General features: G+C 46.7%; 16 protein-coding genes. 14 read left to right on the forward strand and 2 right to left on the reverse strand.

Annotated elements, in window-relative coordinates; all coding sequences use genetic code 11:
• Positions 1–201: 201 nt before the first annotated feature.
• The 11 genes from BLW29_RS14945 to BLW29_RS14995 all read left to right on the forward strand — a co-directional run bounded on the left by BLW29_RS14945 (position 202) and on the right by BLW29_RS14995 (position 9933).
• Positions 202–1221: a LacI family DNA-binding transcriptional regulator gene (locus BLW29_RS14945; RefSeq protein ID WP_177186640.1), complete on the forward strand. Its 1020-nt coding sequence runs from the start codon at positions 202–204 to the stop codon at positions 1219–1221.
• Between the two features lie 387 nt (positions 1222–1608).
• Positions 1609–2919 (forward strand): sugar ABC transporter substrate-binding protein, encoded by a 1311-nt coding sequence (locus BLW29_RS14950; protein ID WP_090980867.1) that lies wholly within the window; start codon positions 1609–1611, stop codon positions 2917–2919.
• Between the two features lie 172 nt (positions 2920–3091).
• Positions 3092–4336 (forward strand): carbohydrate ABC transporter permease, encoded by a 1245-nt coding sequence (locus tag BLW29_RS14955; protein WP_256208628.1) that lies wholly within the window; start codon positions 3092–3094, stop codon positions 4334–4336.
• On the forward strand, positions 4336–5178 hold the full coding sequence (locus BLW29_RS14960; RefSeq protein WP_090981177.1) for a sugar ABC transporter permease: 843 nt from the start codon (positions 4336–4338) through the stop codon (positions 5176–5178). Before BLW29_RS14955 ends, BLW29_RS14960 begins: the two co-directional genes overlap by 1 nt.
• A gap of 30 nt (positions 5179–5208) precedes the next feature.
• Entirely contained in the window at positions 5209–5940 is a 732-nt protein-coding gene (locus BLW29_RS14965) for a sugar nucleotide-binding protein (protein ID WP_090980871.1), read from the forward strand.
• 163 nt (positions 5941–6103) lie between these two features.
• Complete coding sequence (locus tag BLW29_RS14970) at positions 6104–6745, forward strand: HAD family hydrolase (RefSeq protein ID WP_090980872.1); 642 nt, start codon at positions 6104–6106, stop codon at positions 6743–6745.
• Between the two features lie 140 nt (positions 6746–6885).
• The gene (locus tag BLW29_RS14975) at positions 6886–7812 is read left to right on the forward strand and encodes a VOC family protein (RefSeq protein WP_143044408.1); all 927 of its coding nucleotides are present in this window, start codon (positions 6886–6888) and stop codon (positions 7810–7812) included.
• A gap of 15 nt (positions 7813–7827) precedes the next feature.
• Entirely contained in the window at positions 7828–8232 is a 405-nt protein-coding gene (locus BLW29_RS14980; RefSeq protein ID WP_143044409.1) for a VOC family protein, read from the forward strand.
• A 134-nt stretch (positions 8233–8366) separates the two neighbouring features.
• Positions 8367–9020, forward strand: coding sequence for a cysteine hydrolase family protein (locus BLW29_RS14985; protein ID WP_090980878.1), 654 nt, complete (start codon positions 8367–8369; stop codon positions 9018–9020).
• Between the two features lie 70 nt (positions 9021–9090).
• A complete protein-coding gene (locus BLW29_RS14990; protein ID WP_256208632.1) occupies positions 9091–9465 on the forward strand; it encodes a hypothetical protein in 375 nt (124 codons plus the stop codon).
• A gap of 60 nt (positions 9466–9525) precedes the next feature.
• Positions 9526–9933, forward strand: a complete 408-nt coding sequence (locus BLW29_RS14995) for a hypothetical protein (protein WP_256208634.1) — start codon at positions 9526–9528, stop codon at positions 9931–9933.
• 115 nt (positions 9934–10048) lie between these two features.
• On the opposite strand, the gene BLW29_RS15000 is transcribed toward BLW29_RS14995, so the two are convergent.
• Together BLW29_RS15000 and BLW29_RS15005 are read right to left on the reverse strand one after the other, a co-directional pair.
• Complete coding sequence (locus BLW29_RS15000) at positions 10049–10924, reverse strand: DUF6999 family protein (RefSeq protein WP_090980880.1); 876 nt, start codon at positions 10922–10924, stop codon at positions 10049–10051.
• Positions 10921–12789: a StlD/DarB family beta-ketosynthase gene (locus BLW29_RS15005; protein ID WP_090980882.1), complete on the reverse strand. Its 1869-nt coding sequence runs from the start codon at positions 12787–12789 to the stop codon at positions 10921–10923. Before BLW29_RS15005 ends, BLW29_RS15000 begins: the two co-directional genes overlap by 4 nt.
• Positions 12790–13305: 516 nt before the next feature.
• Here BLW29_RS15005 and BLW29_RS15010 point away from each other — a divergent pair.
• Genes BLW29_RS15010 through BLW29_RS15020 form a run of 3 tightly spaced genes read left to right on the forward strand, consistent with a single transcriptional unit; the run spans position 13306 to position 24241 of the window.
• Positions 13306–16803: a PA14 domain-containing protein gene (locus BLW29_RS15010; RefSeq protein WP_090980884.1), complete on the forward strand. Its 3498-nt coding sequence runs from the start codon at positions 13306–13308 to the stop codon at positions 16801–16803.
• A gap of 26 nt (positions 16804–16829) precedes the next feature.
• Positions 16830–18431 carry an S-layer homology domain-containing protein gene (locus BLW29_RS15015; protein ID WP_090980886.1) on the forward strand — a complete coding sequence of 534 codons (1602 nt, stop codon included), beginning with the start codon at positions 16830–16832 and terminating at the stop codon, positions 18429–18431.
• A gap of 26 nt (positions 18432–18457) precedes the next feature.
• On the forward strand, positions 18458–24241 hold the full coding sequence (locus BLW29_RS15020; protein WP_090980888.1) for a glycoside hydrolase domain-containing protein: 5784 nt from the start codon (positions 18458–18460) through the stop codon (positions 24239–24241).
• Positions 24242–24371: the final 130 nt, after the last annotated feature.

Raw genomic sequence — 24371 nt, forward strand, 5'->3', positions numbered from 1 at the left:
GTAAAATTTATCGATAAATTTTCGATAATTAGTGACAGTATTATAGACTCTTGTTATAATGACGGCAGGGGAGAAATCGCTACATGGACATATTCATGAAGTTTTGGTGTATTACTCCATATGATATAATAAGAAAGAATATTAGGGCTGTTTCACTGTTGTGAAATCATGACTTCTAGGAGAAAGAGAAGTGCTGCTATTGTGGCTAAGATTAAAGAAATTGCAGAGAAAATGAACATATCAGTAAGCACGGTATATAAAGCTTTAAGCGATGCAGAAGACGTAAACCCGGAAACGAAAAAGAAAATATTGAAAACGGCGATTAACATGGGCTATGTTGCCAAGCGCAAAGGAGATAATCACAAACGGATCTGCGTCTTTATCGACCAGCCGGAGGATAATCATGTGCAGTATTTCGATTATGAGGTCATGATGGCTTTCAAGCGTAATGCCATTCATAGTGGGCATGAAGTATCTATCATGTCACTGGATTATACGTTGAATCATTCGAAATCCTTCGATGAATTGATGGATGAATATCAATTCGACGGTGCCGTCATATTAGGTTTGAGCAATTTCAATCCCTATTTCGAACAGTTGAAAACGACAAGCCATCCTGTGGTCATTCTGGATAACTTCCTGGACAACCCCATGGTTGCCAGCGTATGCTGCGACAACATGAAAGGGATGAAGCTTGCGATTGATCATCTGGTTGATTTGGGCCACACTCGTATCGGTTTTATTAACGGTCAGAATGACGCCTATGTATGCAAGGAAAGGTTGGGCGGGTATATCAGCAGTATTGCGTTGCGCGGAATTGCATTCGACCCTGAACTTGTATGCAATGGCAACTTTACGGAGGAATCGGCGGCTCCCTTAGCACGTCATTTAGTCAGCATGGGCGTGACGGCGATTATGTGCTGCAACGACATGCTCGCTATTGGTGCGATTAAGGAATTAATGGGGATGGGGCTTAACGTTCCGGGAGACATCAGCGTAGTCGGATTTGATGATATCAAATTATCAAGCTACATCACGCCGAAGTTGACCACGGTTCATACGGATCTCAGTCAAATGGGAGAGAAGCTCTTTATTGTTCTGGAGCTGATGATGAAAGACAACCGACTGGATATGTCGCTACAGCCTTCGTACCTGGAAGTTAGGGAATCTACGTCAACCGTTAATAGCAGAGCTGAATGGCTGGATAGCCGGAGCGGCTAGTTATCACCTTATGATGACAGCAACGGATATGATATCGCTCCAACTTTTCTGCCGAACGGGTTCGGCGGACTTTTTCCCATGTGAATGACGATGGCATTTATAGCAGCACAATGAAGGATGAGACACCTGAAGGTCTAGGCGTCTCATCCTTTCATTGTGCTTTTTTTTGCATGGGTGCGAACATAGATCGCAATTATTTATCGATAATTTATCGATAAATAATTGACAATATTATAGGCGGTTGTTATGATGGACCAAGATTCAAATCGATCACTGCGATGATCGATTTGACGTTCAAGGAGGTGAGCGGAGTTAGCCGGTATCCGTCGTTTTCGTGATAAATGATCAGGTGGGTTGAATGAAAAAAATCGATATGTGGAGGTTAACATGAAGAAGAAATCAGGTCTCATTCTTGCGATGGTTGTTATGCTTACTTTGGCGGCTTGTGGCAATGGCAATAATGAAAGTGCTTCCAAAAACAACAGCGACACAGCTGTCAGCGAGCCGGCACCGGCCGCCGGTGAGTCGGCGGAGAATGAAAAAAGCTTGAAACCAGAAGAAGGCGCAACGATTCGCTGGTGGGGAAATAAAGAAGATCTGGAATGGATGAAATTCGTAGGCGATGCATTTACCAAGCAATATGGCGTGGCAATTGAATATACAGATCAATCTACGGTGGATGCGTTTCAAAAACTTCAGACCGATGGGCCAGCCGGGTTGGGACCGGATTTATTTACCTCCGCCCATAACAACACTGGAACGCTAGCGGCATCGGGTGTACTTATGGAAAATTATTTTACGGATGAGTATAAAGAAATGTTTGTTAAGGAAGCGATAGACGGCACTTCCTATAAAGATGTTCTATATGGCTATCCGTTAAGTATTGAGACTTATGCGCTGTTATACAATAAAGACTTGGTCAAGGAAGTTCCTAAGACGATGGATGAATTGATTGAACAATCAAAGTCATTCACGGATGTGAAGCAGAATAAATTCGGTTTTATGCTGCAAGCGGATGACTTCTATTATGTCCATGCCTTCCTTGCGGGTTACGGTGGTTATGTGTTTGGCAGCAACAATACAGACCCAACCGACCTATCGGGATTGAATAGCGATGGCGCGATAAAGGCCGGCAACTTGCTGCAACGCATACACAAAGAAATATTGCCATTAAGCGTAGAGGACATGACGTTTGATATTATCAGTTCCATGTTCAATGAAGGCAAGCTGATGTTTCGGATTGGTGCTCCGCCGGACTTGAAGAGCATTCGAGAAGCAGGTGTGAATTTCGGCATCGTACCGTTCCCTCTGCTTGAGACGGGTGAGCATCCGAAGAGCTTCTCCAATGTAAAATCCATCTATCAGAGTGCCTATAGCAAATATCCGGATGCTGCTTCTCTTCTGGCGCAGTTTGCCACTTCGGAGGAGATGCTGCTGAAGCGTTTCGAAATGGTTGGTCAGATTCCCGCTATAAAAAAACTATGGGATAGCGATGCAATCAAAAACGATCCTAACGTAGCCCCATTCATGGAGCAGGTCAAATATTCCATTCCGATGCCGAACATTCCGGCGAACAATTCGATGTGGGTGCCGATGCAGCAAGCGTATAATCTCATTTGGAATAAGAATGCAGATCCCAAGACGGCGTTGGATCAGGCGGTTGCCAATCTTAAGGACTCCCTTGCAGCCGCAAAATAAAGGAAGCGTGCGCGAACTACTGTAGGTATTTCTGCAGTAGTTCGTAATCTACACGGGAAGGTGATTTACGAACTTGCAACCAATGGAGGCTATAGAAACAGGAACAGGAAAGCATCGTGTACAAGCAGTTTGGGGCACCATTCTTTCAACCCTATTCATGGGTTTAGGTCAAATGTATAATCGTCAATTTGTAAAGGGAATCGTTTTTTTTCTCCTTGAGATTTATTTCATCCTAATCATGAGTCACCCCATCATAAGAGGCATTATAGGCGTAATCACGCTTGGAGATCAGCCGCAGGTTAGAAGCCGAGGGCGTATTGTTACAATCGGGGATCATTCTATCTTTCTTCTCATTACCGGGATCATTTGTATCATTACACTTGCTCTGTTCTTATTCGTGTACTATCTGAATATCCGGGACGCGCATGCAGTTGGCAAACGGCGAGAGGCTGGCTTGCACGTCAATTCTTTCAAAGAGATGGTTCTGAACATCAGGGAAAAAGGATTCCCATACATGTTGCTGATTCCTTCCATATTATTTACGGCTTTCTTAACCATATTGCCCTTACTATTCGGCGTTCTGATTGCGTTTACGAATTACTCCGGTCCCGATCATCTTCCTCCCAAAAACCTTGTGAGCTGGACGGGTCTGGATACCTTCAGAGATTTGATTACGCTGAAATCATGGAGCCAAACCTTCTATGGCGTATTTGCATGGACGATTGTATGGGCAGTAATCTCAACTGTGACAACGTTCGGTGTTGGATTGCTATATGCTCTGATGATTAACTATCGGAAAATAAGATTCAAGAAATTTTGGCGGGGCATTCTGATTCTGCCGTGGGCAATTCCAACGTTCATCTCGTTGCTCATTTTCCGTAATATCTTCAACGGAGCATTCGGTCCATTGAACCAATATCTGAAGATGTTGTCTATCAGTCCAATTCCTTGGCTTTCCGATCCGATATGGACGAAAACGGCCATCGTCATTACGAATATTTGGGTTGGTTTTCCGTTCTGGCTCATTCTCATGTCGGGCGTGTTGACGGGGATTGACAAGGAACTCTATGAAGCTGCGGAAATAGACGGAGCATCTACGCTAAACAAGTTCAAATCCATTACGTTACCGCTTGTCATGTTCTCAACGCTGCCTCTGCTGATCATGTCTTTCGCCGGAAATATTAATAATTTCAATATCATTTACCTGCTTAATACGGGTGGTCCGGTAGACAGTAAGTACAGCTACGCAGGCTCAACTGACATCTTGATCAGTTGGATCTACAAATTGACCTTAGACAATAGCAAGTTTAATGTAGCTTCAGCTGTATCTATTATTGTTTTCATCATAATTGCGGTACTGTCGATTTGGAATTTCCGAAGAACGAAAGTCTTTAAGGAAGAGGATATGCTGTCATGATGACGAGAAAAACGTCGCTTATGGAAGTCGTAACACTGTCGGCCATTTACATTGTTTTAGCCATTACCGTCATACTGGTTGTTTACCCTGTCGCTTGGATTATATCCGGTTCCTTGAATCCCGGTGACAGCTTATATGCTAGCACGTTCATTCCTAAGGGGATTACATTGGAGCACTTTAGACATCTGTTTACGGAAACGCCGTATTGGCTCTGGTTCAAGAACACATTGATGATTGCCTTCTTCAATATGATTCTTTCTACGGTGCTGATTGTGACCGCCGCCTACGCGTTTTCGAGGTTTCGGTTTCCCGGCCGCCGTTACGGATTAATGACGATGCTTGTGCTTCAAATCTTTCCTAGCTTTATGGGCATGATCGCCATCTACATTCTGCTGCTGCAGATCAATTTATTGGACAATCTATGGGGACTGATTCTCGTATATGCCGGGGGCTCTATTCCGTTCAACGCCTGGCTGGTAAAAGGATATTTTGACGGCTTGCCCCGCAGTTTGGAGGAAGCAGCCAAGATCGACGGGGCATCCAACACGAAAGTGTTTACGAAGATCATGCTGCCGATGTCGGTACCGATTCTCGTATTCGTAGCGGTCAGTAATTTCATTGGTCCATGGATGGATTTTATATTTGCAAGACTTGTCATACGCTCGCCCGAGAACAAGACTCTCGCAATTGGTCTGTTTGAATTGATTAGCGATCGCTCGAATACGGAGTTCTCTACATTTGCGGCCGGAGCCGTGCTCGTTGCCGTTCCCATCACCATCATTTTCTTAATGCTTCAGAAGTACATGGTGGAGGGTTTGAAGGCAGGAGCTAATAAAGGGTAAATAATAACTTAGCAAAGGAAGATGTATGCAATGAAAGCTATGATTACAGGAAATAACGGAGCAGTGGCGCCGTATGTGAACAGAGAGCTCAAGTCTAAAGGTATTGATGTCACGGTCTGGAATCGTGAATTAGTAGGCATCGATAACGAAGAAGAGGTATATCGGTTCATAGAAGAGACGAAACCGGATATTTTCTTCCACATTGCAACCGGTCCTATTGAATGGTTGACGTATATCGCTAAAGCCACGAAGAAACTGGGTGTAAAACTTGTGTTCACTAGCACGGTTTCGGTGTATTCGGAGGACAAAACGGGGCCTTATACGCCTGAGAGCATTCCTGACGCGGAAAATAGCTACGGCGTTTATAAGATTCAATGCGAGAAACTGCTGAAGGAGTTATATCCAGAAGCTTATATTCTTCGGCTAGGCTGGCAAATCGGTTCCGAAACCGGATCCAACAATATGTTTGATTTCCTATGCCGGGGCCAACAGGAGAAGGGATGCATCGAGGCCAGCTCGCAATGGTATCCTTCCTGCAGCTTTCTGGAGGAAACCGCAGCAGCGGTCGTGGACATCGCCCTGAATGATGAAAGCAACACGTACCTGCTGAATTCGAATCGCAAATACTCGTTCTATGATATTGTTCTCTATTTGAAAGAACTGCACCAACAGGACTGGAAGGTTGTCGAGACGAATGCTTTAGTCCGGGATGATCGGATGTTTGATGACCGTATTAATATGAAACCGTTTGATTTCTCTTAGAACGTGATCAGCTAGATACGGTAAGACGTGAAAATGCTGGAATGCTGAAATGCCATTCGCTCGAATGGTATTTCAGCATTTTTTATTTTAGAAAAAGCTTCAAGAAGGAAATCCCAGAAAAAACCAGAATAGTAGCATACAGCTGACAAAGGGGAGCGAAACCATGAAAAAGTACATACTCTTCGATCATGATGGTGTTCTGGTGGATACGGAATTCTGGTATTACAAAGCGGGAGAACGCGCGCTGGCTGACATTGGATTTACCTTGGATAAAGCACAATACCTACATGACATGACCCAGACATGGGGCACTTGGTCCCAAGCTCGAGCGGCAGGTATTGATGAACAGACCATTAGCAAGCAGCGTGAGGCCCGGAATGTCTATTATCAGGAATATCTCAGAACAGAAGCCATAGAGATTGAAGGCGTAGTTGAAACGCTAGCAGAACTGTCAAAGTATGTCCGCATGGCCATCGTGACGACTGCCAAACGTGCGGATTTTCAACTTATTCATGAAAAGCGCCAGATCAGACCATTCATGGATTTCGTCCTTGTTCGCGAAGACTACGAGCACACCAAGCCGCACCCGGAACCATACTTGACCGCCCTAAAGCGCTTCGGAGCTGCCAAAGAAGAAACCCTGATTGTAGAGGATTCAAACAGAGGGTTGAACGCAGCCGTGGCGGCTGGTATTGACTGTGCTATCGTCCATAACGAATTTACAAAAACACATGACTTCTCACGGGCCAGCTATCGCATCAAGGCTTTGATTGAACTAAAGGACATTATTTTACGGGTAGATTAAGATAAGGAAAAACTTTACAACAGAACAAGTGTTCTCTATACTAAAAGGGAACCATACCCAAATAAGGTCGTCAGGACCAATAGGCATCTCGGCATCTATTAGAGTGAACTCACAAACAGATTATAAAAGGAGCTGTCATTTTGACTTCAAACGAATCGAATAGAAGAGGCGAATTTGGATTAACATTCCCTGTACGTCTAGTATCCGATGTTAGAAAGTCTCAGGAATGGTATCGCAATGTGCTGCAATGTCACGACATCAGCGGCTATGGACATGCAACTCGGGGAGACGGGGGAGGCATGGGGCTTATTGTCGTCACTGCCGCTTCGCCAGATCATATTCGCCCGAACGCAGTTGCACAGAAGCACAAGGATGAGCCGGCGGAAGCGGCAAGCTCGGAGTATGGCTGTGATTCCTTGATTGAGGTCGCGTGGGATAACCTGGAATACATAGTCGAGGAAGTACGCAGCAGAGGCGGAAAAATAACGGTAGAGCCTTATGAATACACTCACGAAGGATGGTTTCATAAGAAAGCGCATATTGCCGATTATGACGGATATAACATCGTTTTGAGCGCCAATCGGTCGCAGACGGACGAATCGACTTCGCACCAGCCAGAAGATAAGTTTATGAAGACGATTCAAGTTCGCCTCGTTTCCGATTTGAAGAAGTCATTGGACTGGTACAAGAACGTACTGGGATGCGACGAGGTGAATGACTACGGGTACGCCAGACGGGGAGATCCAGACGTGCCGTATCCTGTAATGGAAGTGATTTTGCAGCAGGCAGTATCTCCGCAAGATGTGCATCCGAATGCGTTGTCCGCTAAAGTTAGAGGCGTTGAAGGTTTGTGGGAAGGTCCCGATGAACCTTGGGATACTTTTGTTCATGTGCCGTGGGATGATGTGAAGCTTATCGTTGAAGAGGTTAGAGCCAGAGGCGGTATAATCGGGTCGGAACCGATTGAATTTCACGGAGATGAATGGGACTCTATAAACGCGCAAATTGTGGACTTGGATGGATACAGCATTTTTCTTGGAGGCATGAGAGGGAAAGATGAAGCCTAATATATGGGAGTGTTCATGATGACGGATATTATTATCGATGGTTCTTCATTTGTCTTGTTAATTAAGAGTTTAGAGCAAACGGTTCAGTTTTATTCCGAGCTAGGCTTCAACTATGAAGTGATCGGCGATAAGGTGCTTCACCACCATGTTTCGAGAGGAAAACTGACTCTCATCCTTGTTGAAGCTAAACAAGAAGATGAGGTGAACCCTATCAGTTCCAGATACGAGGAACAATATTTTGATGTATATTGTTATACGAATGCCGTAGATTTGATAGCTCAAGAAGTTATGGATAGAAATATAACCATCACTAGAGATCCGAATTACACCAATCATTGGAGCGAGTTTACATTCCGAGATCCTAACGGCTATCAAATTACCGTTGGCGGAGGCGTTGTAAATAAAGAACTTATTTCGTAATAAACTCGGGATTTTAACAAACGGGTACGATAGCACGACTAAGAACAGGCTGCCGATGACTATTGGCGGTCTGTTCTACTACGTCAGCCTGTACAATCATTTTGCCTAATATAAAGGATTGGTGGTGTCTAGTTATGGGGAATAGTGCAACAGAATTAAGATTATCCGTAAGAAAATATAATGCTGAATCAGATTTGCATATTAATATCGTTCCAGAAAGAACAGCATTTCTGTTAGTTGATTGTGATGAATCATCGGCTGATCAACATGTAGTTGAGAACGAGATATACACGGCACTTAGCATTGCCAGGGAGTCGGGTATGAAGGTTGTTTATTTGTTCAACGCTATTCATGGAGTTGGGGGATCTAATGATGTAACAACTAGAATTCATGGAATAGACTTTCTTGAAAATAGTTGGAAACCTTTGATTCCTACATTCAATCCGCTCATACAACCGCTCGATAATGAGGCAGTTATTCCAAAATCACATAAAGATGGATTTAACGGTACTTTACTCGATTACTATCTGAAAACATGGAATGTAGATACGATAATTGCTGTAGGATTCAGCATAAAATCATGTCTATTTCATACCTGCATAGGTGCGCGTCATAATAATTATCGTGTTGTAATGTTGAGAGATTGTACGAATTCGAGTGAATTCCCAGACACGAGAGATAGTAGTATTGCTGAAGGAGGTTGGATGAGGTTTGTTTTCTTAAGAATGTATGAAACCGATATTGGCTATACTTCAACTTCGGCAGATTTAAAGAAGGCTTTGGACTAACAGAGCACGATTGTTTCCCGCGGCAATCGCCCAGCCAGCTTACAGCGTTTCATTTATTGGAGGAGTTTAGTTGAATTTCATTACAAAACAAGCTATTGAAAGTCTTAGTGAAAAGTTACGACTTCCAAAATTAGACCCAAATTATCAGGATTGGGAATTTGAAGTTGCCGATTCACGTAGAGTGAACGAATTAATCTCATTCTATGAATCTGCTGTACTGGACCAAGATGAAAAATTCGCTCTGATGAGTTTGATCATCTCATCTTTTGATGACGCCATTAGAGAAGCTAGAGAACAGCATGGAACCTGGGATAGTATAAAAAAGCATTTGATTCGCGATATGGTTTTGCACAAGAATACAATTTTATATTGGTCGTTATTGGAAGAAGAGTTTGAAGACTATATTTGTATTACACCTTATATGCGGCAAATTATTATGAATTGAAGATACAATGTCACAATTTTGTATATGTTAGTTTTTGGTTAATAAGGAGGGTGTTGTATCATGGAAGTGTGGGTTCCGTATGAGAAAGTTAGAAATCATCCTCCGGATTTTAGAAATAAGTATCGGATTTATTCCGAAGAAGAAGGCGGAAGAAAGCATCCTGTGTTCCAGGGATTGCGTTGTGATTTTTCATATGACGGAGACGACATCAAAGAGACGGGCATATTTGCAATTCATCCTGAATTTGAAGATGAATACGGAAACATTATTCTTGACAGAAATCTTCCTGTTCCTATACAAGGCACTGCAAAAATGTGGATACTATTGCCCCAGATGAGACGCCAAGTACATATAAATCGAATTAAAATAGGAGTCATCGGTTATTTCATGGCGGGCCCAAGAAGGCAGGGACAAGTCGAAGTGATTGAAATTCTTGCTTTAAACACGAATGCAGAGACGTTAAGCTAAATGAAATCCTTATTTTGTGGAGACTCTCGATGGACTAAAACAAATCGTAAATCATTATGGGGAACTGAAAGGAATACAACGAAAAGACCGCTTTTAAAACACAAACAGGCTGCCGTCAAGCAGCCTGTTTGTGTTTTAAATCCACTAACAGCGCATGGAGCTGTTCTGTGGCGAGCCCGTGAAGCACTAACCGGAATCCCGCGCGTAGCGTAGAGAGCGGCACCATCGGGTGCTTATTGTTAATTAATGCCAGCCTGTCATTGCTTCCGATCACTTTGGAGGCTAGGATCCCGATCGTTTCGTCGAGTTGCAAAGAATTCGTAGCCCTCCAGAAATCGTTGTCTGTAAGAAAGAACTGATAAACTGGAGTGAAACACTCGATCGCCGTCATGAGATCAAGAAAATTGGACCAGCGGTCAGGCATTTTTGCAATAGGGAGGGGGCTTGTAGTGATGGCATTAAAATTAAGCCGTTCCTGTTTGGTCACTTCAATGTTTTTCTCACGGAGTTGCGTATTTAAATTAATAATAAAATTGTATAAATTGAGGTCGTGAATGAGAAACAGATCGTCCTTAACCGGTTCAAGATTTGTCGGTTTCAGAGGGTTCAGCTCGATATGGACGCCTGGAATGTTGTCACGGATGAACTGAAGGATTTCGGAACCTAGATAGAAATGACGAAGAATCATATGATTGGCGTCCGGACTCACAAACGTTCGCATGCCCGAGTACAAGAAACGATGCAGTATCTTAGATGAGGTAAATGCTTTCGGGAAAATGATTTTATAGAGCTGGAAAAGGATGATCATCAACCGAGAAATCGGTCTCAAAATTGGAAGCAAAAATTGTCTGGATTTACTGGAGCAGTCCTTTAAATAAGAGGCTTTCGCATCTTCATTAAACGGAATGCTTTGATCAAGATAGAAGGCTAGAAACGGATTAGGGTCTTTATTATCATGCTGCATGTTCTTGAAATAATCCGCATGACTCATAGGTTCCCAAGCTCCTCTAATTGCAATAAATACAGTCGTGCCGTAGTTTTAGCGGTTTTCACTATTTGCTCGGCGAGTTCCATCGATAGCATCGGATGTTGAATGCCAACTTCTAATCGTTCAAAGTGCTTTTCGTCCGATTCGCTATGATAGAGCAGGAATGAGACTTGGTCATCCGTTAAGCCGAGTTGATCACGAATCGCTTCTCCCCAATGCCTCGCCATACGACATCCGAGGCCTTCGATAATCCACATTGCTCCCATTAAATCAAAGGGATTTTCCCGGCTTGCCCGCTGAAACAGGTATGCGGACAGCGCTTCGCTGCCGATGTTTTTATCGCCGGATTGAATATCCGTAAGATCTCCTCCGACGGCCACGTAGTTCCGTTCTAATAGTTGAAAATCACGGTGCTCATCTCGAGCATGGGCGATAAACAAAGAGCGCAGATCGATATGCTCAATGGCAATATAAGAGGCTGCGCGAGCAATCCACTGCGATCCGTCAATGACCTGCTGCCGAATGTTCTCCATGAGCAGCTTATAATCCTCAAGCGTGAATTTGCCTCTGTATAGTTTGTTTATAATCGGGACATGAGCTAGCTTTTGTTCGAAATCAATCCATACGTTGACCAACTGCCGTACTAAATAAGACTGAACCGCATTGGAATGATCGAAGTCCAGTTGCGGCGCCTCCGGCTGTCGTTCCATGTTATCGAGGACGGTCTTGCTGCCTGTGCCAACTACGGTCAACAACATATAAGAGGTCTGAAATCTTCCGCTCTCCGGAACCATGCAAAGTACTTTTTCTCCCGGTTTCAGATGTCCTTCGTTTAATAGTTCCTCCAGCATAATATAAATAGAGGCGGCTCCCGTATTGCCTTTCGTATATAAGTTTGTGAACCACCTGTGCTCAGGGATTGTTACCCCACCAAGCTGCATGAGACGGAATATTTCATCGCGAAAATAATGGGAGGAGTAGTGGCACACCATCCAATCGATCCCGTCCGGATTCACTTTTCCTTCGTCCACGAGTTCAAAGAAACGTTTCACGCCGACTTTCGGCATTTCGTTGACAAGGCGGATATCCTGTTTCAAATTGATTGCTCCATCATCTGCCGCTTCGTGGATGGAAGGGTAATCAAGCCAACCGGTGTAATTATGATGCGCGCTCTCTTTGTTAACGCCTGCATACATACAAGTATCGTACAGATTGGCATAGGATTTATTATCGATCCATTCAATTTTGAGAGACAAACCATGATCGCTTGGCTTATTTTGAAGCACGGCGGCGCCTGCGCCATCGGACAACATGAATCGAAGGAAATCGGTATCGAAAGGAATCGAATGATCCATGAATTTGGCCTGCGCCTCAAAGCGAGTATGTTTGAATATGCGGCTTGGAAATTCGCTGGCACAAGAGATGGCGGCCTTCTTCTCATCGGACAATACTTGCAGATAGGCATTCTTGATCGCCTGCATGCCGCTACCGCACACGCCGTGATGTGTAGCGATTTCCATAACGGGCAATTCGGTTCTGGCATGAACCATGCTAGCAAAACCAGGCACCAATAGATCGCCTTGGGTCGTGCCGACGGACAAAAAGTCGATGTGGTTATACAAATCTTCGTTATTTCTCTCAAGTGCATCGCGAATCGCGTAGGTTGCCATTTCCTCATTTGAATACAAGCTTTTTTGATTTTTATCTATAGCGTAATGACGATATTTAATTTGGTTTTGCTCCAGAATACGACGCATCGATTTCGAGCTTTTACCACCTATTTTTCCGAGATATTCCTCCATCTCCTCGTTATTAATGGGTGAACCGGGCAGGAACTTTCCGATACTAGTGATATATACGGAATTCATATAGGAAGTCTCCTTCTGGATAATTTTGTGTTATAAATCCATTATCGTGGATACCCGGTTCAGTTTATAGTACTAAGTTTTTGTAGTACCTTGGTCGTTCTCAATAATTTAAAGGCGCCAAACAGGTGCTAATCCATGTGGTAAAGCAGAGCGAAAATTTACAAAGGCGCAACAAAAATAGCCTACTGAAGTCCAATGTGACTTTGGCAGGCTTTTTTGTTCGAGAAGGCGATTTTTTGGATTTGGTAAACCGCTTCCATTACTTGTTTAGCGGGAAGTGAAGCGTTCTCTCGATAATTAGGTACTAAAGGCCTTTACCTAAATGGTATTTTTACAAATACAAGAAAATAACCATTTATTACAGTCTAGTATTCTAAAAGTAATGAAATTCGAAGTGAATCCACGAGATTATTTACAAATTTTTTATTTAATTTTAACACGAGATGAATTGTATGAAATCTATTTGTTGTCTATATTTATGCAGTGAAATGAGTATAAGTAGGAGGGAATTTAGTAGTGAAACGAAGTGTCAAGCTGACAAACCGTATGCTCGTAGTAGTCATGATCTGGACCTCAGTATTCGCCGCAGGTTATTTTGCCGTGCAGCATGCGAGTGCTAAAACTTCCATTGCGAACGTTTTTGCAGCAACTGGAGTGACTGCAACCGCAAATGGGTATGTGTCCGAAGAGTTTGCACCATCCCATACGATTGACGGAAATTTGAATGCAGGCAAATGGGTTTACGAAGGTGGCAGCAATTTACCGACCCCGGAGAATCCGTATTGGCTCAAAATCGATGCGGGCACGGAAGTTAATGTACAACAATTCGTTCTTGCCCATGCCGGCGCTGCCGGGGAACAGGAACAATACAATACGAAGGATTTTACGATCGAGGCCAGCAGCGACAATACCAATTGGCAAAATGTCGTTACGGTGACGGGCAATACGGCTGGCACGACGACGCATGATTTGGACAAGCCGGTAACGGCAAGATATTTCAAGCTCAACATTACGAATCCTGGGGATGCAGATCCTTCGACTGGATTGTTTGCGGCGCATATCTATGAATTCCAAGCCTTCGGAACTGTCGAAGAGCCGGAAGAGCAGCCTGAGACTGAGAACGTGGCAGCGACAGCTGGAAACAGCACGCCGGGCCTGCTCGGCCAGTATTACTTGGGGAACAGCGATTTCAGCTTCGGCGATTATAAAGGAACCTCGATCGATCCGCAGCTTAATTTTACGGATTTGACGCCTATTCTTAAAAACATGACAGGCGCAGAGGATTTCGTCAATGCACGCTGGACCGGTCAAATCATGCCGCCGGCAGATGGCGATTACACATTCTATATGATGGGAGACAACGGATTCCGTTTATGGATCGACAATAAGCTTGCCATCGATCACTGGGTAGATGATTGGGACAAGGAGCAAACAAGCAGCCCGATTACGCTGCAAGGCAATCATAAATACGATTTTAAAGTGGAGTATTTCGAACATAACGGCGGCTCTAATCTATTCCTTCGTTGGTCGACACCGACATTGACGAAGGATATCGTACCAAGCAATGCGTTTTCCCTCCCTGCGGATTATACGGGAGTAGCAGCGGGTATCGTACCTGCGGACGGCAAGAGTGTTTCGATGACGATGACGTCGGGTTTGAAACCCGTGTCAGCCGATGTGAACGCGCACTTGATTCTGAAGGTCGATGATCAGCCTGTTTCCGTTCAAAGCGTGACAGCAGGGGCGAACGCTGCAAACTTCATATTGAATCTGTCCAAAGCGATTCTGCCTGGACAGCGCGTAAGCATCGCCTACGATGGACTAGGGGCGCTGCAATATGAGGACGGCACGGCGGTAACGGGATTTATGTTCACGCCTGCCAATCTATCCGAGATCACGGACTATAGCCCGATCGCAATCGCGATGTCTTTGTATGGCAGCGCGAAGACGAATCGTTCTTTCGCTTGGTACACCAAGTATGACAAACCGCAAAGTGCGCCTGTTAATATCACGGACAGCATCGTCGAGGTTGTGCCGGCCGGTAAAGCTTTCGGATCGGATGCGACGATACGTTTCGTCGGCAAGCCGGAAGAAACGCGGATTCTGAACTTGAAGGTTACAAGCAACGTCAACGGATCGTTCATCAGCCATAAAGTATTGGTGGATGGCCTTACGCCAGCCACGGCTTATCAATACCGCGTGGGAAGCGATGGCAATTGGAGTCAGACCGGCTCCTTCACAACGGAAGCGGAAGACGTCAAGAATTTTAACTTCTTGTACATGACCGACTCGCAGGGCGGTAACTCGCAGGATTATGAGGTTTGGGCTAATACGATGCGTCAAGCGACGCAGCATGTGACCGATCCGAAGTTCCTGCTTATGACCGGTGACCAGGTCGATGCAGGCGCCTTGGAATCCCAATGGCTGGATTATTTTGGCAAACCGCAGGATATGCTGATGAATTTGCCGATCATGGCCGCCGTAGGCAACCATGAAGGTCCATACAATGACAACTATTATTACCATTTCAACTATCCGAACAATTCCATTGCGAATCCTTTGCCTCCCGGCAGCGTGTATGCGTATGATTACGGCGATGCGCACATCATGGTGCTTAACACGATGGATATCGGATGGGATGACGCTCAGAAGAAAGCCTTTGATCAAGAAGTGGACTGGCTGAAGAGAGAAGTCGCGGAAACGGATAAGAAATGGAAGGTCGTCGCTTTCCACAAAGCGATTTATTCCGTAGGTAACCATGCACTGGACAGCGACATCTTGGCTTTACGCCAAAGGATGTATCCGATCTTTGACGAACTCGGCATCGACGTCGTGCTGCAAGGACATGACCATACGTTCATGCGATCGTACCAAATGTATAACAACCAGGCGATCAAGGATGTTGAGAAGGACGGAGACGGACGCGTCCTCAATCCGGACGGTACCTTGTATATGATCAACAACTCCGCAGCCACGAAGTTTTATGATGTCAAAGACAACGTTGACCGTTACTATGCGGCAGTCTATCAGCAGCCGAAGGTTGCGATCTACTCCGGCGTCAAGATGACGGAGAACAGCTTCACGATCGATTCGTATAAGTCGGGTGAGGAGACTCCGTTCGATACGTATTCCATTGTACGGAATGACGTGAAGCCGAACCCGGTTGAGCAGTTGAAGACGGATAAGACGGAAGATGGCAAACGGACATTGACGTGGAAGAAACCACAAGACGATGCAACGAATGCCATTCGCGGGTTCCGTATCTATGAGGCTAACGGTAAGCTTGGCTCGAACTGGAGCGTCTATATGCCAGTGACGGCAGGACAGGAAAACTATGAATATGTGACTCCGGCTACCAACCCTGACCAAGCGTATACATTCATCGTGAAAGCCGTGAATAAACGCGATAATTCGGCAGCGAGCACGGTAACAAGTGCAGGCAGTCAACCTGCTGCGCCTACTGCGCCGGTTGAGGACGATGCGCATAATACGTTCGGTTGGGCGAACGTGCCTGGTTACGCAGTGCTGAGCGATTACGAATACAGTCTGAATAACGGCGAGACGTGGCTGCCGGTAACGGCAAATCCGCAGCCGATCGAGGACGGAGATTATGATGCAGGTACCGTACAGGTACGCATTAAAGCACATGAGGACCTGGGAATCGCCGCGGGTAAAGCACTTGTTTCAACGAAGGCGTTCACCAAGAACGACACACGGGATACATTCTTACTTTCGGGATCAATCAGCAGAGGCGACCAGTTGAAAGTCAACGTGAACGTCGAACCGCTGATCGCCTATAGCGATGATGCATTTGTCGTCTTCCAGCTGTTGAAAGGGAATAACCCTGAGCCGGTCCTCATCAGCGCCGTACCGTTGAAACAAACGAAGTTGACGATGACGCAGTACTTTAACGAAATAGGCGAGGAGTACAAAGTGAAAGTATTCATCGTGAATCAATTCAATAGCAAACTTATAACACCTGTCCAATTGGCTAGACCGATTCTGTTCAAATAAAGGCTAGAAAGAGAGGACTGCAAACGTTGAAAACTTATTTGGCTGCCATCTTGGCGTTGTTTTTCATACTATCACCGGTTTCTGTTTACGCAGCTGCCTCCTTTGTACTCAATGTGAGTGCGAAGGAAGTGCTGCGAGGCGATGAAATTACGCTTTCGGGTACGTCATCGAAGGATGTCGTCGTTAAGATCGTTCGCCCGAATGAATCGGTATTTTATATGGATGTTATCGAACCCGTCAGCGGGAATTATTCAATGACCATTACGATCCCGGAATCGGAGGATTCTGCTCCATGGGGGACATATAAAGTCGTTGCGAGCAGTGGATCCAACACCTTGAACGCGATATTTAGGGTCGTGGAGAAACTAGGTGCCGGAGACGATACGCCACAGAACGGGGGCGGCGACGGCGGAACAGTAACCAAGCCGACCGATCCCATCGCCATCCCTCCGGGTGCCGGCAGTTCATCGGGTACGGTGATTCATCCGGAAGTAACGAAGAACGGCAGTTATATTGTCGGTAGCGATACGCTGGCTTCGGTCATTGATCAGGCCAAAGATGCCATTACGATCGAATTGCCTAAATCCACAGGCACTCCCGGAACGTCGCTCGAGTTCCCTGCGCAATCGCTGAAGGCTTTGAAGGATAAAGGTTTGGATATTATCATTGTCTCCGATAACAGCAAGATTCGTTTCCCGGCGGGGTCCATCGCGGCGTCGAACGGGGAGGATGAGCATATTCGCATCGTGGTTAATACGCTGCTGACGGATGAAGCCCAAACAATCATTAAAGGAACACTTGCTTCGAATCCGGACTATGTTTCCACGGGAGTCGTTCTCTCCGTTACCATTCAATTGGTCTCCTTTGGCAGCATCGTCGATGTGCATAACTTGGACTCGCCTGCATCGGTCACGATGGAATTGACGAAGGAGCAGGAGAAGCTGCTCGCTTCGAATCTTGCCGGCGTGTATTACGTGAATGGCACGAAGGTTGAGTATGTCGGCGGTAAAGTAAGTAATGGCATGTTCACGTTCAAAGCGAATCATTTCTCCTTGTATACTATTTTGGAATTCAACAAGCAGTTTGCGGATTTGGCCGGACATTGGGCTGAGAAATCCGTGAAGTCGCTAACTGCAAAGCATATTGTAAACGGCGTGGACGAACATCATTATGCGCCGACCCGCAATATTACGCGCGCAGAGTATGCAACGATGATCATGCGGGCAATTGATTGGACGGGAAGCACTTCGGCCGCGGCAGGAGCCAATTCGTTCAAGGACGTGGCAGTGGGCCAGTACTATACCGAGGCGGTAACCCAAGCGGCTTCGCTCGGTATAGTATCCGGTTATGATGGCATGTTCAGACCGAACGACAAGATCACGCGTGAAGAAGCGATCATCGCGCTTGTACATGCAACCAAATACTTCAAATTTGCTTCTACGGGTAAGGGAGCTCCTGCGTTCTCGGATGCAAAATCAATTTCCGCATGGGCGGCTTCGGCCGTGAACGATGCTTGGAAGCTGGGCCTGATCGAAGGCGACGGCAAACAGTTTAACCCTAAGAAACCTTTAACAAGAGCTGAAGTTGCCGTGATGATCAATCGACTACTGCCTAACGGTTCTTTATAAATCGAACAAAGGAGGACCTCATTTCAATGTTGAAAAAGCTTCTTGCGGTTGTGATGACACTCATGTTCATTTCTCACCTTATATTGCCGCTATCCTCCAGTACGGTCGCTGCTGCGGATGACCTTGGTACGGCGTTGCCTGTTACGCTCACAAAGAATGTCGCTTTGAATGCGACGGTGACTGCTTCGGGTCAATGTAATGCGAACGAAGGCGCAGCCAATGCCGTAGACGGCAAGACCGATACGAAATGGTGCGACAATACAGCGGTCTCGAAGAAGTGGCTCATGCTGGATTTGGGCAAAGTTTATAACATTAACGAGTGGATTGTTCAAAATGCGGCTATTAACGAGTCGTCGAACAGCCCGTTCTGGAACACCAAGGATTTCCGTCTGCAGAAGAGCGTAGACGGCTCGACTTGGACGGATGTAGATGTAGTGAAGAGTAATGTGCAGACGATCGTCGATCGCCATGTGACCGCATTCTCTACGCGATATGTGCGTCTTTATATCGATAAGGCTGCTCACGACAGCAACACCGTTCGCTTGTATGAGCTTGGTTTGTACGGCGTAGATGCCGATCAAATACCGGCTGAACCGGATACGAACCTTGAGCCGGTGGATTATGTAGATCCATTCATCAATACGCTGGGCGACAACGGCCAGACAAATCCAGGTCCGTCGACGCCGTTTGGTTTGGTATCGCTTGGTCCCGACAGCGATGGCGGGGGCTTCAGCGGCTATCTCTATGAGAATAAATATATTCGCGGCTTCTCGCATCTTCGTTTCAGCGGCGTAGGCTGCAGCGGCGCTGGCGGCAATATTCTCATGATGCCGGAAACGAGCGCATTTACGAAGAACAGAGACGAGTACAAGCAGAAGTATGACAAGAGCAGCGAGCAAGCTTCTGCCGGCTATTACGGCGTAACGCTGGCATCTGGAATCGGCGTAGAGCTGACGACGTCGAATAACGTTGGTTTCCACCGGTACACGTTCCCGTCTGCGGCGAATGCGGGCTCCGTACTGGTCGATCTCTCCAACTCTTATGCAGGCATGCTCGACGCCAGCCTGAAAGTAGAGAGCAACAATGAAATTACGGGTATGATCAAGTCGCAGAACGTGTGCGGGCATGGTTACTACACGATATACTACTCCATCCAATTCGATCATGATTTCGATTCCTACAGCTCTTGGCTGGGGGATTCAGTAGGCGCGGTTGCTCAGCGTACCGGCTCCAATAGCGGCGTATGGGTAAACTTCAATACGACAAGCAACAAAGTCGTTAAAGCTAAAGTAGGTCTTTCGACAATCAGTGTGGCACAAGCGCAGTACGAGCGCAGCCACGACGTGGCGAATTGGGATTTCGACGCACAGCATGCGAAGGCAAAAAAAGCATGGAGCGATGCGCTTGGAAAAGTCAAGGTCACGGATTCGAACGAAGAGAACAAACGAGTATTCTATACTCAGATGTATCACACGTACCTGCATCCGAAGAACGTCACTAGCTCGGTGGGTACGTTCAAAGCAGGCAGAGACGAGACCACCATTCGCAATGTCTCCGAACCGGGACTCGGCGAAGACTTCCAATATTATAACGGCTGGACGACGTGGGATGATTTCCGCAAATATGCGCTGTTTTCCCTCTTCGAGCCTAAGCGTTACGACAACATGGTCAAGTCGTTGGTCGACTTGTACAGCACGAGAGGCTCGTACACGCAGTGGGGAGATGGCTATTGGCCAAGCCCGACCGTAAGAAACGAGTTTAACGGCGCGGTTATCCTCGACGCGTATGCGAAGGGCTTCAAGGACTTCGACGTGTACAAGGCTCTGAAAGGTATGGCGGTCGATGCCGACAATTTCTCGGTCAGTGACGGAGAAATTTCCGGCAAGCTGGAGAAAGCCAACAGTGCATCGTTCCCGATGAAGCTGGCTCAATTGGTCGGTGATAAAGCGACGTTCGATAAGTATAAAACCATGGCGTTAGCTTACAAGAACCTATGGAATGCGAATCAAGTGGATGAGAAGGGCGAGAAGCGCGGCTTCTTTACGCCGAATGGACAAACGGTCGGAAGCGGCGATATTCTGGCCGTCGATAGATATGCATACCAAGGCAACTTGTGGCAGTACCGCTGGTCGGCACCTCAAGACATTAACGGATTGGCAGGTCTTATGGGCGGCAAAACAGAGATGGCGAAGCAGTTGTCGCATTTCTTCGATATCGGCGAATATATGGCGATCAATGAAGAAGATTTGAACGCACCGTATTTGTTCAACTACTTGGGTTATCCGTATCTGACTCAATATTATGCAAGAGAGTATACGACGGAAGTCGTTACGCAGAAATACCACAATCACGGCGCTTATGCATATCCGATGAAATCGCGCGTGTACCGCGATGATCCGGAAGGCTATCTGTCATCGATGGACGATGACGCGGGCGGTATGTCCTCCTGGTTCGTTTACAGTGCTATGGGCTTGTTCCCGGGGAATCCCGGCGAAGCGGATTTCTTGATCGGCTCCCCGATTTTCTCTGAGATGGAGCTTCAAATGGGCAGCGGCAAAACGTTGACGATCAAGGCGGACGGCGTTTCCAGCGAGAATCGCTTCATTCAATCGGCAATGCTGAACGGTAAAGATTTCAATCAGGCTTGGATCAAGTACGAAGATTTAATGGCTGGCGGTACACTTGAATTCAAGATGGGCAATACGCCAAATACCAATTGGGGTGCGAAACAAAGTGCAACGCCGCCTTCAATCGATTACACGGCGGATGTCAACAACACCTTGAATCATGAACCGATGATTGCAGAGCAATCCCAGTGGAAGTATCTGGACAAAGGTCAAGCTACCGGCAATGGTTGGATGAGCTTGAATTTCGACGACAGCAGCTGGGCTTCCGGCCAAGCGATGCTGGGCTATGACAGCCTCGGCAAGGTGAAGACGAAAGTCAGCTTCGGACCCGATGCCAACAACAAATATACGACGACTTATTTCCGTAAAACCTTTACCGCGAAGAACGTCAAAGACATTCTTGAGCTGGATGCCAGCTTGATTCGCGATGACGGCGCTGTGGTGTACTTGAATGGCAAAGAAGTGATTCGCACGAACATGCCATCGGGTACGGTAAATTACGGTACGTTCGCGAACGTGACCGTGGCGGATGAACGGGATCGTAATGGCTTCATCATCGATCCGTCGAATTTACTTGAAGGCGAGAACGTCATTTCGGCCGAGATTCATCAAGCCAATGGGACAAGCTCGGATATCGCTTTTGAATTCAGTCTCGAAGCGGTAAGAAAGCTGACGATTCCGAATGCACCGACGAATCCGGTTATGGATGACAAAATGAACACATTCGGCTGGACGCCTGTAAGCGGGATTAATCAAGCGGCCGACTATCAGTTCAGTACGGATGACGGTAAGTCGTGGAGACCGGTTACTTCCAACCCGCAGACGGTGGGTCCGCTTAATTATGCGGCAGGCGTGATTCAAGTAAGAGTGAAGGCTAATGCAGCCAAGAACCTTGCTGCGGGCCAAGTGCTGCGTTCAAATACGGTCTATACCTCAGACGTGAAATGGGATGTATACAATCTGAAGGTTGATACATTCCAAGACGGTAGTAAGGCTACCCTTGGCAACAAGGCTGTTCATGTTACCGGAACATTGAACGGCGAATACGGGGATTCCGCTGTTGTAGTCGTTCGGTTGATGGACGGCAGCAAGGACGCAGTTGTTTCCAGCGCCGTGCCGGTTCAGACGGGCAGTTTCGATTTCACGCAATTATATAACGTGAATGCGAGCAAATATAAGATTAACGTCTATTTGGTCAGTGAATTTAACGGAGATGTGTTCGAATCACCACTATGGCTGGCTGAACCTTTCATCGAGCAAGCGGAAGACGGTTCATTACCGGATCCGTCGGATCCGCCGGTTGTTGAAGATCCAATTCCGGATCCGCTGCCGCTTCCGGAGAAAACGCCGGATGAACCGGATGTACCGGAGATCGGCCTGACGGTTCAGTTCGAAGACCGCGCGGAGATGACAACGGACCTGCATCCGAACGGCGGGCCTTTGGGCACGGAAGCGAACAACGGCGGAACTGTCGTTTCGCACACGTTTAACGGTGCTTGGCTGGCCTATAACATCGATTTCGGCACAACGGGTATGAACAATGTAACCGTTGAGTATGATTCGCCTACGGATAAGGTACCGGCTGGAAGCAAACTGGAGTTCAGATTGGACAGCGTTACAGGTGAACTTGTAGGAACGGTCAATCTCGAGGACAAACTTAGCGGGTGGGGCTCGTATATCGCAACGACAGCCCAATTGAACAAGACGCTGACTGGCGCTAGGAAGCTGTATGTCGTGATGATAGCAGGAACGCCGAATGACAAGCCGTATATCGGGAACTTCGATTGGTTTAAATTCGGTTACGAGCCGATTCGAAGCGATTATGCCAAGCTGGAGTTGGAAACTTACGATGAGTGGTCAACGGATCTGAATCCAGTGAACACATTGCCGCTCAAAACAGAAGGCGGCAAGAGTGGCCAGCAAGTGGCGAATACGTTCAATGGCGCATGGCTTGCTTACAAACGGATGGATTTCGGTACTCTGGGCGTAAATCAGATTGCGATTGAGTACTCAGGAAACTCAACAAGCTGTCCTGCTGACGCAGCCGTCGAAGTGCGGCTTGGAGGCGTGAACGGTACGTTGATCGGTACGGTTTCGACGCCTCCGACAGCCGGATCATGGGGCACGTATGCAACGACAACGGCCAAATTGACGCAGACGGTAACAGGTATGCAGGATGTCTATCTTGTGTTGAAAGGTACGACGAACGGGACGCTTAAGTACATCGGTAACTTCGACAATGCGAGCTTTTCCATGAAGGTGCAGGTACCTGAGTCGGAGCAATTGGAAGTGGAGTTCGAGAACAAGACGGAGTGGACGTCGACAACCAATCCCGTCAAAGGCGGAACGTTGAAAATTGAGAACAACAATGGAGGACGGACCATCGGCAATACGTTCGGCGGTGCGTGGCTGTCCTTCAAAGATGTGAATTTCGGTACGAAGGGCAAAAACAACATCGCGATTGTCTATGATGCCCCTACCGACAAAGCCCCTAACGATGTGAAAGCGGAAGTCAGGTTAGGGAGTGTCACAGGCACGCTTGTAGGCACGGTCAGCCTGCCTAATACGGGAACAGGATGGGGGCATTATAAGAGCTCCCCTATGGCCAAATTGACGTCGACGATAACCGGCATGCAGGATGTGTATATCGTGCTGTTGGGTACTTCGACCAGTGCTCTGCCTTACGTGGGCAACTTCGATAAATTCACGTTGTATGAGAACATTCGTACCGATTATGCCAAACTTGAATTAGAGAAGTACGATGCATGGACGACGGCAACGAATCCATTCAACGGGAACACGCCGCTCAAGACGGAGAACGGCAAGAGCGTTCAGCAAGTAGCGAATACATTCAATGGCGCATGGCTGGCATACAAACGTATGGATTTCGGCAGCCAAGGCGTAAATCAATTCAGCGTTGAGTATTCGGGTAATACCGCGAGCTGCCCTTCCAATGCAGCGGTCGAGGTTCGCTTGGGCAGTCCGACAGGCACGCTTGTAGGAACGCTTAATACACCACCTACAGCAAATGGATGGGGTAACTATGCAAATGTAACGACTAATTTGTCGCAGCCGATAGCAGGCGTTCAAGATATTTATCTTGTGCTGACGGGTACGACAACCGCGACTTACAAGTACCTTGGCAATTTTGACAATGCAGCTTTCGCTTATATCGCACCTTAGAAGTTGATGTGCGGATGCAATTAGTTCGGAAGGAAAGTCCCTGTGTCTAGTTTAGACGCAGGGACTTCTTTTTGTGTTGTACGCGCGAATTCCTACGAGGCAGGAAGTTGCATTGTTTTTGTAGAATTCA

The organism is Paenibacillus sp. CF384 (genome assembly GCF_900106745.1).
In the GTDB taxonomy this organism is placed as follows: Bacteria; Bacillota; Bacilli; order Paenibacillales; family Paenibacillaceae; genus Paenibacillus_Z.

What these genes read in the sequence shown, in the direction of transcription:
- BLW29_RS14950 (WP_090980867.1), top strand. Translation starts at nt 1,609, where the DNA reads ATGAAGAAGAAATCAGGTCTCATTCTTGCGATGGTTGTTATGCTTACT.
- BLW29_RS14955 (WP_256208628.1), top strand. Translation starts at nt 3,092, where the DNA reads ATGTATAATCGTCAATTTGTAAAGGGAATCGTTTTTTTTCTCCTTGAG.
- BLW29_RS14960 (WP_090981177.1), top strand. Translation starts at nt 4,336, where the DNA reads ATGACGAGAAAAACGTCGCTTATGGAAGTCGTAACACTGTCGGCCATT.
- BLW29_RS14965 (WP_090980871.1), top strand. Translation starts at nt 5,209, where the DNA reads ATGAAAGCTATGATTACAGGAAATAACGGAGCAGTGGCGCCGTATGTG.
- BLW29_RS14970 (WP_090980872.1), top strand. Translation starts at nt 6,104, where the DNA reads ATGAAAAAGTACATACTCTTCGATCATGATGGTGTTCTGGTGGATACG.
- BLW29_RS14980 (WP_143044409.1), top strand. Translation starts at nt 7,828, where the DNA reads ATGATGACGGATATTATTATCGATGGTTCTTCATTTGTCTTGTTAATT.
- BLW29_RS14985 (WP_090980878.1), top strand. Translation starts at nt 8,367, where the DNA reads ATGGGGAATAGTGCAACAGAATTAAGATTATCCGTAAGAAAATATAAT.
- BLW29_RS14995 (WP_256208634.1), top strand. Translation starts at nt 9,526, where the DNA reads ATGGAAGTGTGGGTTCCGTATGAGAAAGTTAGAAATCATCCTCCGGAT.
- BLW29_RS15000 (WP_090980880.1), bottom strand. Translation starts at nt 10,924, where the DNA reads ATGAGTCATGCGGATTATTTCAAGAACATGCAGCATGATAATAAAGAC.
- BLW29_RS15005 (WP_090980882.1), bottom strand. Translation starts at nt 12,789, where the DNA reads ATGAATTCCGTATATATCACTAGTATCGGAAAGTTCCTGCCCGGTTCA.
- BLW29_RS15020 (WP_090980888.1), top strand. Translation starts at nt 18,458, where the DNA reads ATGTTGAAAAAGCTTCTTGCGGTTGTGATGACACTCATGTTCATTTCT.